Here is a 14,392-nt window from a genome sequence, read left to right as displayed (position 1 = left end):
ATAGAGGATTCTACGATCGAGTGGGAAATATTTAAAGGATGAAAATCCATTCCGGTATGCTGGTGATGTTTACGATGAGGAAACCTGATTCTATTATCTGAAGCAGCGATACTATAATCCTGAAACAGGAAGCTTCTTAACACGAGATGATAAAATTAACACCAAAGTTTTTTAAAACATGATTTTTTAACTTCAGAACCTAACGGCCATGGGGGAAGTATTAAATAGAAAGGAAGCAGAAGGTGAAATATGAAAAATGCTGAAGAAATTGTAACGAGAGCGATTATTTTATTATGTCTCTCAGATAGATGTGCCTTAGAAAGAACAAGCATTGAAGGAAGGGTATATTCATTAAAAGAAAGGGATGAGCAGAGGAAAGCGATCTATAAATGGTTGCAAGAGAAAGGCTATATTTCCTCTATGATTTTGGATGAAAAAATGTTATTTGAACAAGAAGTAGATAAAGGTAATAAAGATGAAATACTTTCCAGACAAATTCAATATAAAGCAATTGAACCTTGTTTATGGTCACTTGGTCTTGAGGATACACTTTCTGATTACGATTGTTTTGTATCAAAAGATTTTCATCCTATATTAGAAATAGGTAGAAAGCATACATTAGAAAGCCTGTTAAATAAATGTCATGTTAGGGAATTAGAAGATATAGAATTACACAAGGAAATCTCGATGCTTTGGCATTGGAGAACTAGAGAAGCAAATAACGTAATTTTTAATCAGAAATCTGCAAAGGAGGTAATACTGTCAACCTTTGGAAAGCAATATTTGAAAGTACTAGATAGGATGGAAGCATTTAAAAAGGGTCATGATGATTTTATTTTAAATAATAAAGCTTTTCGTGATTTAAACTTAGAAGAGAAGAATCGAACAAGATTTATTGCAAAATGGAGACACCATGCCTTTGAATGGATAGCGGAAGATCGATCATGGGATGAGGTAGAGTTGAATACATAGAATTTTATCTGAAAGTATACCTTGCAATTAACGAGGGGGAAAGAATGAAATATTTATTGATTGATTTTGAAAAAGAGGAGTTTTGGGTTGAAGTGGGGACGGAAGGGTATGCGTGTAGACAAGTAATTGTTAATGAAGATGAAACGACACATGTTTCTTGTTTCGAAGATTGCTTGGCCGAAGGGGCTATACACATAGATGAACTAGATGGAGAATTTAGATTTATTACCCAACATGAATTTGAAAAGAAGTGGAATACAGCAACTTTGAATAAGAGAAAATTGTGGGAAGTTCAAAAAGAAAAATATCCCATTGGGAAGGAAGTAAGGTTAAAAGTAGCGTATCATTATCCTCAGGGATGGATTTTAAGAGAAGCAGATTTAATCGGAATATATAGCGGTAAGGTTAATTTAAGATTTAATCAAAGAATTAAAGGAACCGTTATAGGATATGATGAATCCAATATGTGGATAAGGATATCGGATATAAATAAGGAGAAAGAAAATGACTTTATATCTAATTGAGCCAGAAGTAGAAAGTCCTACTCTGATTGGTCAGGAAACCATTTTTGTTTGTCCTCAATGGGTGAATTAGTTGTAACGAAGGAACTATTATCATGTCTCTCAACATATTCTTATATTGAAAATTGTGAGATAATCCCTCTTTATAAATCGAGGTAGGTGTTCTGTTAGACGTTCTAATCAAGAATAAGACAGTTTTTGTTATCTGTAAAATGAAGGTGAAATAAAATGAATATACAAAAATTAAAAGAGGTATTGGAAAAAAAGAATATTCCAAGTCATTATTATTCATTAGATGGTGGACTACCAAATGATGCTTGGTGTTTAAGAAAAAGTGCTGTAAGATGGGAAGTTTATTATTCCGAACGTGGAAAGAAGTATTCGGTAAAGGAGTTCACATCAGAAGAAGAGGCCTGTAATTATTTGTATAATAAATTATCTAACTTTGATTAGAAATTTCACATCAGTTATAAAAATATTTATACCCCAAAGAGGATTTCGTATGGAGGTGTCGAATGAATCCTATATTCCCCGAAAGAAGGTGGTTGTATAGGAGTTAATGTCGAAACAAAGAGTGAAAGGCTTATTTCTCAAGCCTTACTGATGAAAGCCTCCGATCTGCATGTCATCCCGAAACGAAAAACCTCCACGATTCAAGCACGAATCGACGAACGATTGTTCACCCTCGAAGAGATTCCGCATAGCGAAAGTTCACGATTGATTTCCCACTTCAAATTCCTTGCCGGTATGGATATCGGCGAAAAAAGAAAACCCCAGAATGGTGCCATCCATCATTATTTACCCGCAAAAGGGAATTTCCACCTGCGTTTATCCACATTGCCATCCGCTTATCAAGAAGCACTAGCCATACGCATCCTTCCTCAGCAGCAACAAACCCATTATCATGATCTCTCTATTTTTCCAGGACCGCTGGATACGATTTACGATTTGTTAGCGCAAAAGCAAGGCTTGGTTTTATTTGTCGGTCCAACCGGATCCGGGAAAACGACGCTCCTTTACTCCCTGTTGAAACATGCCCAGCACCAATTTAGACGACAGGTCATTACGTTGGAGGATCCGATTGAAAAGCGTGAGGATCACTTTCTTCAAATCGAGATCAATGAGCCGGCAGGCGTGACATATATGGACGGTTTCAAATCCATCTTACGACATGATCCGGATGTGATCATGATCGGTGAGATCCGTGACGAGGCAACTGCCCACCTTGCGATCCGGGCTGCACTCACTGGTCATCTCGTCCTGTCGACACTTCATGCGAAAGATACGATTGGTTGTGTCCATCGGCTTTTGGAATTCGGTTTAACGCTCGAAGAAATCAAACAAACAACATTAGGAATCGTTTCTCAGCGTCTTTATGAATTATTGTGCCCTTTCTGTGGAGAAGATTGCTCCTTCCATTGTTTGATACAGAGAAAGCAAAGGCGCATGGGACTTTATGAAGTGTTGCATGGATTCCCACTGCAGAAAGTGATCAAGGCAATTGGTGAAAATGGCGAGGACCAAATTGATTTCCCTACATTGGATGATTACTATAAACGAGCCGTGTTGATGGGGTATGTGGCACCACCTGTCGAATGGAAAAAGCGTAACCTGCATGAAAAAACGTAAATGGACGAAGGTGCAGCAGGCGTCTTTTTTACGAAGTGTCAGCAAACTGCTTGAAAAAGGCTACTCCATTTCAGAAGCGCTCGTCTTACTGGAGCTTCAATATAATCGCAATCGAGCGTTTCCGATCCGAGAGATTCGTGAAGCGCTTCAAAGCGGGAGTCCCATCTATGAAGCGTTGGCTGAAAAAGGCATCCCGTCTGACATCGTAGGATATCTGTATTTTGCATCCGAGCATGGAAATTTGATCCTCGGTTTGAAGGAAGGAAGTGAAATCCTCGAGAAGCGTGAAAAGCTTCGAAGGATGTTCATGGAAAACATGCGCTATCCGGTTGTTCTGTTGATACTCCTGGGGCTTATGATGACGCTTATGGTCCAGTTCCTGTTCCCCCAATTCCATTCTTTGTTTTCCTCTGTTGATTTAACCCTGCCGCTCGCTACAAGAATTTTCATTTCCCTTTTTGATTATTTACCGATTTTTCTTTATCTTGTCGCTGTTTCCCTCGTCCTCCTTGCGCTCTATTTTCACTTTCATTACCAAAGGAAGTCAGCTCACGCACAGCTGTATCCCTTTCTGCGAATCCCTTTTTTATCTGTTGCGGTGAAGACGTATTTGACTCATTATTTTGCGTTCCAATTCGGTCATCTGTTGAAGGGAGGGCTTTCAATCTCGGAGGCCTTGCATATGTTCGAAACTCAGGAGTACATCCGTTTTTTTAAAGAGGAGGCGGCTCTTCTTCAAGCGGAACTTAGAGGCGGACATGCGCTAAGTGAGGTCATCGGTGCCAATCCGTACTATTTACCTGAACTGTACCAAATCATTCTTTTTGGTCAGTCGAACGGGCGGTTAGGTGAGGAACTTATCGTTTATAGCGAGATGCTCATTGAACAAGCGGAAGAGCAATTCCAGCGTTATGTGATCCTCGTCCAGCCTGTTCTCTTTGCAATCGTCGGTTCCATCGTTTTGTTCCTCTTCCTGTCAGTCATGATTCCGGTCTTTCGGCTCTTTCAATCCTTATGAAAACGAAAGGAGATTCTCATGTTTGATTTTTTTAAGAATGAAGAGGGATTCACGTTAATTGAAATGCTGATCGTCATCCTGATCATGTCAATTTTACTGTTGATTGCCGTACCGAATATGACGAAAAACAACACCGTCGTAAAGGAGAAAAGCTGTGAGGCTACGATCCAGCTGCTTCAAAGCCAGGTGGCAGCCTTTGAAGTGGAGCATTCCCGTTATCCTGTCGATTTCACCGAGATGAAGGACAACAATTATATTGATAAATCGACGTGTCCGAATGACGAAGAGCTCATTTTAGAAAATGGAAAAGTTCTGCGACCGAGTGAAGTCACGACACCGTGAGGACGGATATACGATGATTGAAATTATGATGGTCTTATCGATTGTCGTCATCCTTACTGGTATTGTCGTCCTCTCATTGCGACCGTTGCAGGAAAGTAGGGAGGTCGACCAGTTCATCCAGCTTCTCACTTCAGACCTGCATTATGCACAGCAATATGCGTTATCGGAGGGCGTTCCGATTCAGGTGAAGTTCAATAATATCTCAGAGCAATATATCATCCAGTCCGGACCCATGAAAAAAATCAAGTCTGTCCAATTCCCAGAGCATGTTTATTTTCAAGAGGTCTCGACGGGGTTAGTGTTCGAATACAGCAGCAACGGTACGATCAAGAAGGGTGGCACGATCTTGCTCCGTTCAAAGAAAAAGATGTACAAGATCGTCTTTCTTTTAGGGAAGGGACGATTTTACATTGAACAATTGTAAAGGGTTCGTGCTTTTCGATGCGATGCTCGGTTTAAGTCTGTTCATGTTCACCGTCCTGTATGTCGTTCCGGAACTGATTGAGGTGTACAAAGAGCGGACGTCGGTCAGCGAACGAGCTTTTGCTGTAGAGCAGTGCCATAATCTGCTTCAGGAGTGGATTGTGCTAGGAAAGGAGCCGGACCAACCGACACTTACAGGTGAAAACGGCAATGTTTATTCGATTCATTGGACGCATGAGGAGGAAATCATGGAGATTTGTATAGATTGGAATGGAGCGAATGGACGGGTCGATTCCGTTTGTGGAAAAGCGAAATGAAAAGGGCTATACGTTACTCGAGTGCCTGCTTTCCTTATTCATGTGCATGGCGCTCATCAGTTTGATGCCGGGTTTATTTCAAGTCATTTTTTCAACCGACGAGCAAGCCTTAAAGCATCAAGAGGTGGCCTTGTTTTTTCAGCAAGCTGATAAAGAAATTCAAGGATCCGCTTCAGCAGCTATTTTCGGAGAGACGTTATATTTGACCCAACAGGATGAACGGGTCGTCACTTATGAACGGATTGGGACAAGGGTGGTGAGGAAAGTGGATGGAAAGGGCTATGAAATCATCCTTCTAGATGTAACGAGCTTCAAGGCTGAAGTGAAGGAGGAAATGGTGGAGCTCCGACTCGATATGGGAGGGCGCACCTTCATGTATAACTCCATCCTCATGCTGCCATTGATGAACAGATGAACCAAAACGGCTATATGACAGCACTTTCGGTCATGGTTTCGTTGATCCTCACTTCGGTCCTGCTTTACAATATTCAGCTTTTGAAAAGTGAACGTGCGTTTATCGAGGAAAGAATCGCTTGGTTTCAGGTGGATGTTATTTTACAATTAGCGAGAGAAGATCTGTTGAGTGAGTTGAGAGCTGAAGCATTACAGCGCGATGATACCGGAACGCTTATGTATGATAGCGGATTGGTGCGTTTTTCCGTGTCCAGCTATGATCCAAACACGTATGTCGTCCGTTTAGAAGCCGAGCTTGATGACATTGGTAAAGGTACAGGTTTCTTGTATTATGATTATGTAAACAAACGGGTTCTAAAATGGGTGGTGATTTGATGAAAACAATTTATCTGACAGGCTTCATGGGTGCTGGAAAAACGACAATTGGAAAAGCGCTTGCGGAACGGATGAAAGTCGAGGTTATCGATCTGGACGATTATATTGAAGAAAAACATAACATGGACATTCCGTCGATTTTTCAGCAAAAGGGCGAATCTTATTTCAGGGATGAAGAACAGCAAGCTCTTGAAGAGGTTCCGAAGCACGATGTGATCATCACAACGGGTGGTGGTGCCGTGTTAAGGGAAGCGAACCGGGCATATATGAAGGAACATGGCTACATCATTAACCTGGAAGCCGATGTTGAGACGATTTATGAACGGATTTCAGAGCGAGATAATCGCCCGTTGGCAAAAGGAAAATCGAAAGCGGAAATGGCACAGCTGCTCGAAAAGCGTCAACCCTTTTATCGAGAAGGGCATTTAACGGTAAAGACCGATGATAAACCGATCGATGAGATTGTGGAAGAAATTATTCAATGGATAAAACAGACGGAGTTTGACGAGAATGAGTAATAAAAACGGGTGATCACCATGTCGTTGAACGACCTTGTGAAATTCTTGACGCAGCAATTCGTCAAATATGTCGATCAGCCGAAGGAAGACCGCATGCAGAAGAAGAAGGAGCGGAAAGTAGAAAAAGCGCCTCCCTCTGTGAAATGGTTCGGCCTCGTCCCAATGGCGATTTCCATGCTGATCAAGCGGAAATAAAAAAGGATTGACCTCGAGGTCGATCCTTTTTCCGTTCGATTAGGCTTCTGCTTTTTTCGCTTTCATTTGTTTTTTGATGCGAAAGGCTTGTACAAATGAATAGGCACCGCACAAGAGACCGACGATGAAGAAAAGACGTGTGAAAATCTGGCCGCCTTCAGTCGGCGAATTCACGATCAGACCGGCACATGCTAAAAGGATCAGACTCAGTACGGCAAAGCCAATACTTGAAGCACGTCCACTTAAATAATGGTGAGCAAGCACAACGAAGATATAGATAAGGCTAATGGCCATTAATAACGGAAACGTCGGTTGAAATTTAGCCGCATATACGAAGAAATCGATCGGATAAAGATCGCCCTTCTGGACGACTTCCTCATTCATCATTTGCGAGAACGGTGCCGAATGCTTCCATTCCGATGGATGCTCAAGCAACGCACTCCCCTCATACCAGGCAACTGCTGAAGAAAAGAAAAATAAAAGCAACGCAAAAACAATCTGAATGATCAAGCTCATTGACCCATCCCCTCTCCTAAATCCACTTCAAGTCTACCATAAATTGCAATCATAGAGAGAGGTGTCTTTTGTAAGGTGAGAGGCTATTCGTCCCTATGAGGAGCAAAAGTCGCGTTGATGGTAACGAACAGCACCTAACAAAAAAGAGGATGAACCCGTAACCGAGTCATCCTCCACAATACCCCTCTTCTAATTCATCATCGTGTCGTTGGAGACGTAGAACATGCCGCCGTTGATGATTTCGACGATCACTTTCGGTTCGTAGAGGTCCCGAAGCGCTTGTTTTTCCACATGGTAGCTTTCCGGAAGCTCTTCGACATCCTGATAAAAGTGATCAAGTAATTCATCATCCTCCTGCCAGCGTTTCCGTGCATCGATCGACCATTGCGGATCGTCGGATTGGATGACCTGCTCGAGGTAGGCTTCAATCCGCTTTACACCGCTCACAGGCTTGATCAACGTACTCATCGTGTAGCAGTAATCAGGGATTTTCGGAGTCAGTGCCTTCTGTTCAAGCACCGATTGGAAGTCACTGACCATCATCCCGTTTATCAGATTCAACCCGATCGAGTGAAGGAAATCCTTTTTCCGGTCACATTGATAGGAAACCTTGACGTTCAAGCCAAGCCAAGGGACGAGGGGGACATAGCCGCTGTTCCCCTGTTGGACATTTTCATAAAGCCGGATGTAGGACCCGAGTTTTCTCGTGGATTGAAAAATTTGGTGCAGTCTCGGTGAGCCGAAATGGACGAATTCCCCGTCTTCACCTTCGACCTGCTCGGTGACCAGCTTCAGCTTCATCGGATTCGGTTCGGCACCGGTCAACTGTTGATAATGCCAGTAGAACGGCCGGTTCATCAAATGTTTATCGAGCTCGATCGTCAATTGGACGTGAAGAAGGTGATTGTGTCTTTCAAGCAACTCACATTCATTCGCTTTGAAGTAGTTTTCTAGAAAATTATGAATGTCCTTCTGAAGCAAGGGAATCGCCCTCCTCATTCGAATAGGTCAATAACGAAGTCAGATTGTCCATCTTGATCCTCACTTCTCCGTCGGTTTCAGAATCATAGAAAATGTCCCGGATGTGTTGTTCAATGTTTTTCATCCCAACACGGGATAAAATTTCATCCAAATCTCCGATGACGTTTTCAAACAAATTGATCTTTTCATAGAGTAAGCGCAGGATATGTTCTTCAATTGTGTTTTCAGTAGCAAAATTGTAGATATGAACATCGTGTTCCTGACCGATCCGGTGGACACGGCCGATCCGCTGCTCGATCCGCATTGGATTCCATGGCAAGTCATAGTTGATGATGTGCTGACAAAATTGGAGGTTGATTCCCTCGCCGCCAGCTTCGGTCGCAATCAACACCTTCGCATGATTTTTGAACAGGTGCGTCATCCAATCCTTCTTGTTCCGTTTGAATCCTCCACGGAATGGAACGGAGCTGATTCCGTGCTGCTTTAAGTACCATTGCAAATACAATTGTGTCGCCCGGTACTCGGTGAAGATGATCACTTTGTCATCGATCGACTGGATGATTTCTAGCGCTTTTTCCGCCTTGGAATTCCGATCGACATTTTCAATCTCCTCCATGAGGGAAAGTGCCGATTCGCGAGCCGCATCGCTGATCCCTTCTTTTTCCGACATCGCCTTCAAGGTTAGGAAAACAGCTTCACGACTGCTGCACACCTCCCGTTGCAACGTGATGGTCGAAAACGCATGCTGCTGCCCGAGTGCTGTATTTTTCCGTGTATTGGTAATCCGGTCATAAAGCGTTCGTTCGCTTGGGGACAGGGTGATTGGAATCGTTTTGACGATCCGCTTCGGCCATTTGAGACCGGTATCCTCCCGACGGTTCCGGACCATTACTTTGTTGATCAGCTGCTTCAGCTTTTCCTCGTTTTGAACATCGTATTTGCCGGATCGATAAGCTTCATCAAAATATTCTTCGTTTCCGAGATGCCCCGGCTTCAAGAGCGAAACGAGGTTGAAGACTTCTTCAACCCGGTTCTGGATCGGTGTTGCTGTAAGAAGGAGACAATATTTCTTCTTCAAGTGCTGGACGAATTCATAGTTTTTCGTTTTCTTGTTTTTCAGCTTATGGGCTTCATCAATAATGATAAGGTCATAATCCTGGTTCAAGACGATATCCCGATGCGGGCTTCGCTTGGCCGTGTCGATCGATGACACGACAACATCACATTGCTCCCACACATAGGCCTTTTTCTGAGGAACCGCAGGGATGAGGAATTTCGAGTTCAGCTCATGGGTCCATTGAAGGACGAGTGAAGCTGGCACAAGGACGAGAATTTTCTTCGCAAGTCCTCGGATCATGTATTCTTTCATGATTAGCCCGGCTTCAATCGTTTTCCCTAAACCTACTTCGTCTGCCAGAATTCCTTTTCCGTTCATGTCCTCGATGACCTTCCTTGCTACCTCCAACTGGTGGGGGAGGATCTGGACATGTGGAATATGCCTCGGTGCCTGTAAGCCGAGAAATTCAGGGATGATCAAGCTCTTTTCTGCTTCCAATGCAAGTTTATAAAGCTCCCAATTCGCCCATGGACCATCCTCGTCCAAGCGTTTAAGGAAATCTTGAGTCCAGGATTGATCATGATGGATAGTAAACGTCATACACGAAAACCCTTTCCGAATGTAAAATGAAGTACATGAACGAACATTCAAAATATGGAACTATGTATTGTTCGTTTATATGAAAAAATAGAACGCTTTCATAGAAAAGATAATTGTCATTTTACGTAGTTCGATGATAAGATAGAACTAGTTTCATACTTAGTATGAACAAGCTGACTTAGAAATATAATTGCTGCAATCGATTTGCTGTTAACAGCCGGAATTTTCGGCTTGCTTCAATCACATATTTGCGAATGAGAACAAGGGGAGAGTCTACTGTCGAAAGTAGCGCCGAAGGAGCAAGCTGATGCGAATCTCTCAGGCAAGCGGACTCTTGTTTGACGCAACTCTGGAGAGTGTTCCTTACGAGGAGCCACCAAAGGGGACATTCGCAGGTCGTATGAACTGCGATAAACTTTCAGGTATCAAGGACAGAGGGACTTTCGAGTCTTCTTTGTCTTTTCTTTTTGCATGAAAATTTTTAATATTTGCTTAAAAAAGCCAAATCTAGCAGCAGATTAACGAAGAATGAAATAGAAGGAGAGATGCACATGTCAACTTTACTTCGAACGCCATTATTTGAACTCTATAAAGAATATGGAGCGAAGGTGATCGACTTTGGCGGCTGGGAGCTTCCAGTCCAATTTTCAAGCATTAAAGAGGAGCATGAGGCGGTCCGTACGAAAGCTGGACTCTTCGATGTTTCCCACATGGGTGAAATCACGGTCAAAGGTCCGGATGCAGAAGACTATCTTCAATATGTACTCACGAATGATGTCTCCAAATTGAACGATGGCGGTGCCCAGTATACGGCAATGTGCTATGAGGATGGAGGCACGGTGGACGATCTTCTCGTCTACAAGCGTGCGGATGAAGATTATCTTCTCGTCGTGAACGCAGCCAATACGGAAAAAGATTTTGACTGGATGCTGAAAAACAAAAAAGGCGACGTTGAAATCAAAAACATTTCAGATGATGTAGCCCAGCTCGCTCTTCAAGGTCCATTGGCAGAACAAGTCCTTCAAAAGCTGACGGACTACGATCTTTCACAAATCGGATTCTTCAAATTTGCGGAAGACGTTGAGTTGGACGGAACGAAGGCGCTTGTTTCACGCACAGGTTATACAGGGGAAGATGGCTTTGAGATCTATTGTGACGCAGAAGATGCGGCAACGCTCTGGAAAACGATTTTAGAGACAGGAAAAGAAGACGGCGTGCTTCCGATCGGTCTCGGTGCGCGTGACACGTTACGCTTTGAAGCGCGTCTTGCTCTTTACGGACAAGAGTTGACGTCCGAAATCTCTCCATTGGAAGCTGGAATCGGCTTTGCAGTCAAGCTGAAAAAGGAAGCGGACTTCATCGGGAAGGAAGCGTTGATCAAGCAGAAGGAAGAAGGGCTTAAGCGTAAGCTCGTCGGAATCGAAATGATCGACAAAGGGATTCCACGTACGCACTATGAAGTGTTCAAAAATGATGAAAAGATCGGTGAAGTGACGACGGGAACACAGTCTCCGACGTTAGGCAAGAACCTTGGACTTGCCATCATTGATACCCAATATACGGAGCTCGGAACGGAAGTTGAGGTTCAGGTCCGTAAACGCAGACTAAAAGCACAGGTTGTTAAAACACCTTTCTATAAACGTTAACCATAAGGGGGAATGAACGGTGAAATTTCGTTACTTACCAATGACTGAACAAGACGAAAAAGAGATGCTCGCTGAAATCGGCATTGACTCGATTGATGAGCTTTTTGAAGATATCCCTGAGAATGTAAGATTCAAAGGCGATTTGAATATTTCTGAAGCGATCCCTGAGCCGGATCTGATGAAGAAGATGACGAAGCTTGCAGCTAAGAACGTGAATACGAAGGACTACGCGTCTTTCCTAGGTGCAGGGGTTTATGATCATTACATCCCTTCCATCGTGAATCACGTCATTTCACGCTCTGAATTTTATACAGCTTATACGCCTTACCAGCCGGAAATCTCTCAAGGTGAGCTTCAAGCGATTTTTGAATTCCAAACGATGATTTGTGAGCTTACAGGGATGGAAGTTGCGAACTCGTCCATGTACGATGGCCAGACAGCGCTTGCTGAAGCGGCTTTCCTAAGTGCAGCACAAACACGTAAGAACAAAGTAATCGTATCGAAGAGCGTACACCCTGAAGCGTTAAGTGTCCTTCATACGTATGCAAAGGGACCGAACCTCGAGGTCGTTGAGATCGAAGCAACGAACGGCACGACGGACCTTGAAGCCCTGAAAGCAGCGGTGGATGGGGATACAGCGTGTGTCATCGTGCAGTATCCGAACTTTTTCGGACAAATCGAGCCATTGAAGGAAATTGAAGAGATCGTCCATCAAGAAAAAGCGATGTTCGTCGTTTCCAGCAATCCACTTTCTCTTGGAGCGTTGACACCTCCTGGTAAGTTCGGTGCAGACATCGTGATTGGTGATGCTCAGCCATTCGGTATCCCAGCAGCATTTGGTGGACCACACTGCGGTTATTTTGCGACGACGAAAAAATTGATGCGTAAGGTTCCAGGACGTCTTGTCGGACAAACGACAGATGAAGAAGGACAACGTGGATTCGTTCTGACGTTGCAAGCGCGCGAACAGCATATCCGTCGTGACAAAGCGACTTCCAACATCTGTTCCAACCAGGCATTGAATGCATTGGCTGCTTCTGTTGCGATGACAGCCCTCGGTAAAAAAGGAATCAAAGAGATCGCGATTCAAAACCTACAAAAAGCACACTATGCGAAGAAGAAGCTTGAAGAGAACGGTCTTGACGTTCACTTCCAGGGCAAATTCTTCAACGAGCTTGTCGTTAAGGTGTCGAAGCCTGTGAGCGAAATCAACAAGTCGCTTCTTGAAAAAGGCTTCATCGGCGGATACGACTTAGGGCAATATCACCCTGAGCTTGACCAGCATATGCTCGTTGCCGTGACGGAGCAACGTACGAAAGAGGAAATTGACACATTTGCTAAAGAATTGGGGGGAGTCCAATGAGTCACGAAAAGGATCAAGCACTCATTTTTGAATTATCGAAACCTGGACGAAAAGGATACAGCCTATCGGAACTCGATGTTCCTGAAACTCCCATTGAAGAAATGTTAGATGCGGATTATATCCGTGAAGAAGAGCCTGATCTACCAGAGGTTTCCGAGCTTCAGATTATGCGCCACTATACAGCGCTATCGAAGCGGAACCACGGCGTAGACTCTGGATTCTATCCGTTAGGTTCTTGTACGATGAAGTACAACCCGAAAATCAACGAAGATGTGGCGCGCATTCCTGGATTCGCACACATCCATCCGTATCAGGACGAGGATACGGTCCAAGGTGCGATGGAAATGCTTTACGACCTGCAAACGTCCCTTGAAGAAATCACAGGTATGGATGAGGTTACCCTTCAACCAGCTGCAGGTGCACACGGTGAGTGGACTGGATTGATGATGATCCGGGCTTATCATGAAAAGAATGGTGATCACCACCGTACGAAGGTCATCGTTCCTGACTCAGCGCACGGAACGAACCCTGCATCCGCAGTTGTCGCAGGATTTGAAGCGGTCACGGTTAAATCTGACGAAAACGGTCTCGTCGACTTGGAAGACTTGAAGCGTGTTGTCGGGGATGACACAGCGGCCTTGATGCTGACGAACCCGAACACATTGGGGCTTTTTGAAGAGCATATTCTTGATATGGCACGCATCATCCACGAAGCTGGCGGTAAGCTGTACTATGACGGCGCGAACATGAACGCCATCATGGGACGTACGCGGCCTGGGGATATGGGCTTTGACGTCGTTCACTTGAATCTTCATAAAACCTTTACCGGACCACATGGCGGTGGAGGTCCAGGATCTGGTCCTGTCGGCGTGAAGGAGGACTTGAAACCATTCCTTCCGAAGCCGATCTTGAAGAAAACAGAAGAAGGCTATGTGTTCGATTACAATGTGCCGGATTCCATTGGTCGAGTGAAGCCATTCTACGGCAACTTCGGCATCAATGTCCGTGCTTACACGTACATTCTCACGATGGGCCGTGAAGGCTTGAAGAAGGTCAGTGACTATGCTGTCTTGAATGCGAACTACATGATGCGTAAGCTTGCGCCTCACTTCGAGCTTCCATACGAGCAGCATTGTAAGCACGAATTCGTTATCTCCGGTAAGCGTCAGAAGAAGCTTGGCGTCCGTACGCTCGATATGGCAAAACGTCTTCTTGATTTCGGTTATCACCCGCCGACCATCTACTTCCCGCTTAATGTAGAGGAATGTATGATGATCGAGCCGACGGAAACGGAATCGAAGGAAACATTGGACGAATTCATTGAAGCGATGATCCAAATCGCGAAGGAAGCAGAAGAGTCTCCAGAGGTTGTCCAACAAGCGCCTCACAACACCATCATCAAACGGATGGACGAGACAACTGCCGCACGTAAACCGATCCTTCGTTACCAAAAACAATAATAAGATGATAGACAAAACCCTCACCAGGCAGCTGGTGGGGGTTTA

The 14,392-nt window shown here is 44.2% G+C and carries 18 protein-coding genes and 1 riboswitch; of the genes, 15 read left to right on the top strand and 3 right to left on the bottom strand.

Annotation, left to right across the window (positions count from 1 at the left end; translation table 11 throughout):
* The first annotated feature begins 249 nt into the window (after nucleotides 1-249).
* The 12 genes from V1497_RS11975 (at nucleotide 250) to V1497_RS11920 (ending at nucleotide 6,724) form a co-directional block, all read left to right on the top strand.
* Nucleotides 250-972 (top strand): DUF4272 domain-containing protein, encoded by a 723-nt coding sequence (locus tag V1497_RS11975; RefSeq protein WP_349407780.1) that lies wholly within the window; start codon nucleotides 250-252, stop codon nucleotides 970-972.
* A gap of 44 nt (nucleotides 973-1,016) precedes the next feature.
* Nucleotides 1,017-1,496 carry a hypothetical protein gene (locus tag V1497_RS11970; protein ID WP_349407779.1) on the top strand — a complete coding sequence of 160 codons (480 nt, stop codon included), beginning with the start codon at nucleotides 1,017-1,019 and terminating at the stop codon, nucleotides 1,494-1,496.
* Between the two features lie 225 nt (nucleotides 1,497-1,721).
* A complete protein-coding gene (locus tag V1497_RS11965; RefSeq protein WP_349407778.1) occupies nucleotides 1,722-1,946 on the top strand; it encodes a hypothetical protein in 225 nt (74 codons plus the stop codon).
* A gap of 150 nt (nucleotides 1,947-2,096) precedes the next feature.
* On the top strand, nucleotides 2,097-3,122 hold the full coding sequence (gene comGA / locus V1497_RS11960) for a competence type IV pilus ATPase ComGA (RefSeq protein WP_349407777.1): 1,026 nt from the start codon (nucleotides 2,097-2,099) through the stop codon (nucleotides 3,120-3,122).
* Entirely contained in the window at nucleotides 3,109-4,140 is a 1,032-nt protein-coding gene (gene comGB, locus V1497_RS11955) for a competence type IV pilus assembly protein ComGB (protein WP_349407776.1), read from the top strand. The genes comGA and comGB overlap by 14 nt, the downstream gene beginning before the upstream one ends.
* Nucleotides 4,141-4,158: 18 nt before the next feature.
* The gene (comGC, locus tag V1497_RS11950; RefSeq protein ID WP_349407775.1) at nucleotides 4,159-4,482 is read left to right on the top strand and encodes a competence type IV pilus major pilin ComGC; all 324 of its coding nucleotides are present in this window, start codon (nucleotides 4,159-4,161) and stop codon (nucleotides 4,480-4,482) included.
* Between the two features lie 13 nt (nucleotides 4,483-4,495).
* Nucleotides 4,496-4,906, top strand: a complete 411-nt coding sequence (comGD, locus tag V1497_RS11945) for a competence type IV pilus minor pilin ComGD (RefSeq protein ID WP_349407774.1) — start codon at nucleotides 4,496-4,498, stop codon at nucleotides 4,904-4,906.
* Nucleotides 4,893-5,222 carry a hypothetical protein gene (locus V1497_RS11940; RefSeq protein ID WP_349407773.1) on the top strand — a complete coding sequence of 110 codons (330 nt, stop codon included), beginning with the start codon at nucleotides 4,893-4,895 and terminating at the stop codon, nucleotides 5,220-5,222. Before comGD ends, V1497_RS11940 begins: the two co-directional genes overlap by 14 nt.
* Nucleotides 5,185-5,637, top strand: a complete 453-nt coding sequence (gene comGF / locus V1497_RS11935; protein ID WP_349407772.1) for a competence type IV pilus minor pilin ComGF — start codon at nucleotides 5,185-5,187, stop codon at nucleotides 5,635-5,637. Before V1497_RS11940 ends, comGF begins: the two co-directional genes overlap by 38 nt.
* A complete protein-coding gene (gene comGG / locus V1497_RS11930; protein WP_349407771.1) occupies nucleotides 5,634-6,011 on the top strand; it encodes a competence type IV pilus minor pilin ComGG in 378 nt (125 codons plus the stop codon). Before comGF ends, comGG begins: the two co-directional genes overlap by 4 nt.
* Nucleotides 6,011-6,529: a shikimate kinase gene (locus V1497_RS11925; RefSeq protein WP_349407770.1), complete on the top strand. Its 519-nt coding sequence runs from the start codon at nucleotides 6,011-6,013 to the stop codon at nucleotides 6,527-6,529. Before comGG ends, V1497_RS11925 begins: the two co-directional genes overlap by 1 nt.
* An 18-nt stretch (nucleotides 6,530-6,547) precedes the next feature.
* Nucleotides 6,548-6,724 carry a YqzE family protein gene (locus V1497_RS11920; protein ID WP_349407769.1) on the top strand — a complete coding sequence of 59 codons (177 nt, stop codon included), beginning with the start codon at nucleotides 6,548-6,550 and terminating at the stop codon, nucleotides 6,722-6,724.
* A 39-nt stretch (nucleotides 6,725-6,763) separates the two neighbouring features.
* Here V1497_RS11920 and V1497_RS11915 read toward each other — a convergent pair whose 3' ends face one another.
* From V1497_RS11915 to V1497_RS11905, 3 genes are all read right to left on the bottom strand, one after another.
* Entirely contained in the window at nucleotides 6,764-7,240 is a 477-nt protein-coding gene (locus V1497_RS11915) for a YjdJ family protein (RefSeq protein WP_349407768.1), read from the bottom strand.
* Nucleotides 7,241-7,429: 189 nt separating this feature from the next.
* Nucleotides 7,430-8,221, bottom strand: coding sequence for a YqhG family protein (locus tag V1497_RS11910; RefSeq protein ID WP_349407767.1), 792 nt, complete (start codon nucleotides 8,219-8,221; stop codon nucleotides 7,430-7,432).
* Nucleotides 8,199-9,878 carry a DEAD/DEAH box helicase gene (locus V1497_RS11905; protein WP_349407766.1) on the bottom strand — a complete coding sequence of 560 codons (1,680 nt, stop codon included), beginning with the start codon at nucleotides 9,876-9,878 and terminating at the stop codon, nucleotides 8,199-8,201. Before V1497_RS11905 ends, V1497_RS11910 begins: the two co-directional genes overlap by 23 nt.
* A 254-nt stretch (nucleotides 9,879-10,132) precedes the next feature.
* A riboswitch (glycine riboswitch) is annotated at nucleotides 10,133-10,222 on the top strand.
* Nucleotides 10,223-10,429: 207 nt separating this feature from the next.
* On the opposite strand from V1497_RS11905, the gene gcvT reads away from it, so the two are divergent.
* The 3 genes from gcvT to gcvPB are packed head-to-tail and all read left to right on the top strand — an operon-like array spanning nucleotide 10,430 to nucleotide 14,347.
* On the top strand, nucleotides 10,430-11,524 hold the full coding sequence (gcvT, locus tag V1497_RS11900; protein ID WP_349407765.1) for a glycine cleavage system aminomethyltransferase GcvT: 1,095 nt from the start codon (nucleotides 10,430-10,432) through the stop codon (nucleotides 11,522-11,524).
* 19 nt (nucleotides 11,525-11,543) lie between these two features.
* Nucleotides 11,544-12,887: an aminomethyl-transferring glycine dehydrogenase subunit GcvPA gene (gene gcvPA / locus V1497_RS11895; protein WP_349407764.1), complete on the top strand. Its 1,344-nt coding sequence runs from the start codon at nucleotides 11,544-11,546 to the stop codon at nucleotides 12,885-12,887.
* Nucleotides 12,884-14,347, top strand: a complete 1,464-nt coding sequence (gene gcvPB / locus V1497_RS11890; protein ID WP_349407763.1) for an aminomethyl-transferring glycine dehydrogenase subunit GcvPB — start codon at nucleotides 12,884-12,886, stop codon at nucleotides 14,345-14,347. Before gcvPA ends, gcvPB begins: the two co-directional genes overlap by 4 nt.
* The last annotated feature ends 45 nt before the right edge of the window (nucleotides 14,348-14,392 follow it).

Origin of the sequence: Pseudalkalibacillus sp. SCS-8 (assembly GCF_040126055.1) — a bacterium.
Lineage (GTDB): Bacteria > Bacillota > Bacilli > Bacillales > Fictibacillaceae > Pseudalkalibacillus > Pseudalkalibacillus nanhaiensis.
The sequence above is the reverse complement of the archived record's forward strand: the minus strand, read 5'-3'. Positions and strand labels throughout refer to the sequence as shown.

Bases quoted from the DNA above. Each gene is read 5' to 3' on its own strand.
- V1497_RS11975 (WP_349407780.1), top strand. From the start codon at position 250: ATGAAAAATGCTGAAGAAATTGTAACGAGAGCGATTATTTTATTATGT.
- V1497_RS11970 (WP_349407779.1), top strand. From the start codon at position 1,017: ATGAAATATTTATTGATTGATTTTGAAAAAGAGGAGTTTTGGGTTGAA.
- V1497_RS11965 (WP_349407778.1), top strand. From the start codon at position 1,722: ATGAATATACAAAAATTAAAAGAGGTATTGGAAAAAAAGAATATTCCA.
- comGA (WP_349407777.1), top strand. From the start codon at position 2,097: ATGAAAGCCTCCGATCTGCATGTCATCCCGAAACGAAAAACCTCCACG.
- comGB (WP_349407776.1), top strand. From the start codon at position 3,109: ATGAAAAAACGTAAATGGACGAAGGTGCAGCAGGCGTCTTTTTTACGA.
- comGC (WP_349407775.1), top strand. From the start codon at position 4,159: ATGTTTGATTTTTTTAAGAATGAAGAGGGATTCACGTTAATTGAAATG.
- comGD (WP_349407774.1), top strand. From the start codon at position 4,496: ATGATTGAAATTATGATGGTCTTATCGATTGTCGTCATCCTTACTGGT.
- comGF (WP_349407772.1), top strand. From the start codon at position 5,185: ATGGACGGGTCGATTCCGTTTGTGGAAAAGCGAAATGAAAAGGGCTAT.
- comGG (WP_349407771.1), top strand. From the start codon at position 5,634: ATGAACCAAAACGGCTATATGACAGCACTTTCGGTCATGGTTTCGTTG.
- V1497_RS11925 (WP_349407770.1), top strand. From the start codon at position 6,011: ATGAAAACAATTTATCTGACAGGCTTCATGGGTGCTGGAAAAACGACA.
- V1497_RS11920 (WP_349407769.1), top strand. From the start codon at position 6,548: ATGTCGTTGAACGACCTTGTGAAATTCTTGACGCAGCAATTCGTCAAA.
- V1497_RS11915 (WP_349407768.1), bottom strand. From the start codon at position 7,240: ATGAGCTTGATCATTCAGATTGTTTTTGCGTTGCTTTTATTTTTCTTT.
- V1497_RS11905 (WP_349407766.1), bottom strand. From the start codon at position 9,878: ATGACGTTTACTATCCATCATGATCAATCCTGGACTCAAGATTTCCTT.
- gcvT (WP_349407765.1), top strand. From the start codon at position 10,430: ATGTCAACTTTACTTCGAACGCCATTATTTGAACTCTATAAAGAATAT.
- gcvPB (WP_349407763.1), top strand. From the start codon at position 12,884: ATGAGTCACGAAAAGGATCAAGCACTCATTTTTGAATTATCGAAACCT.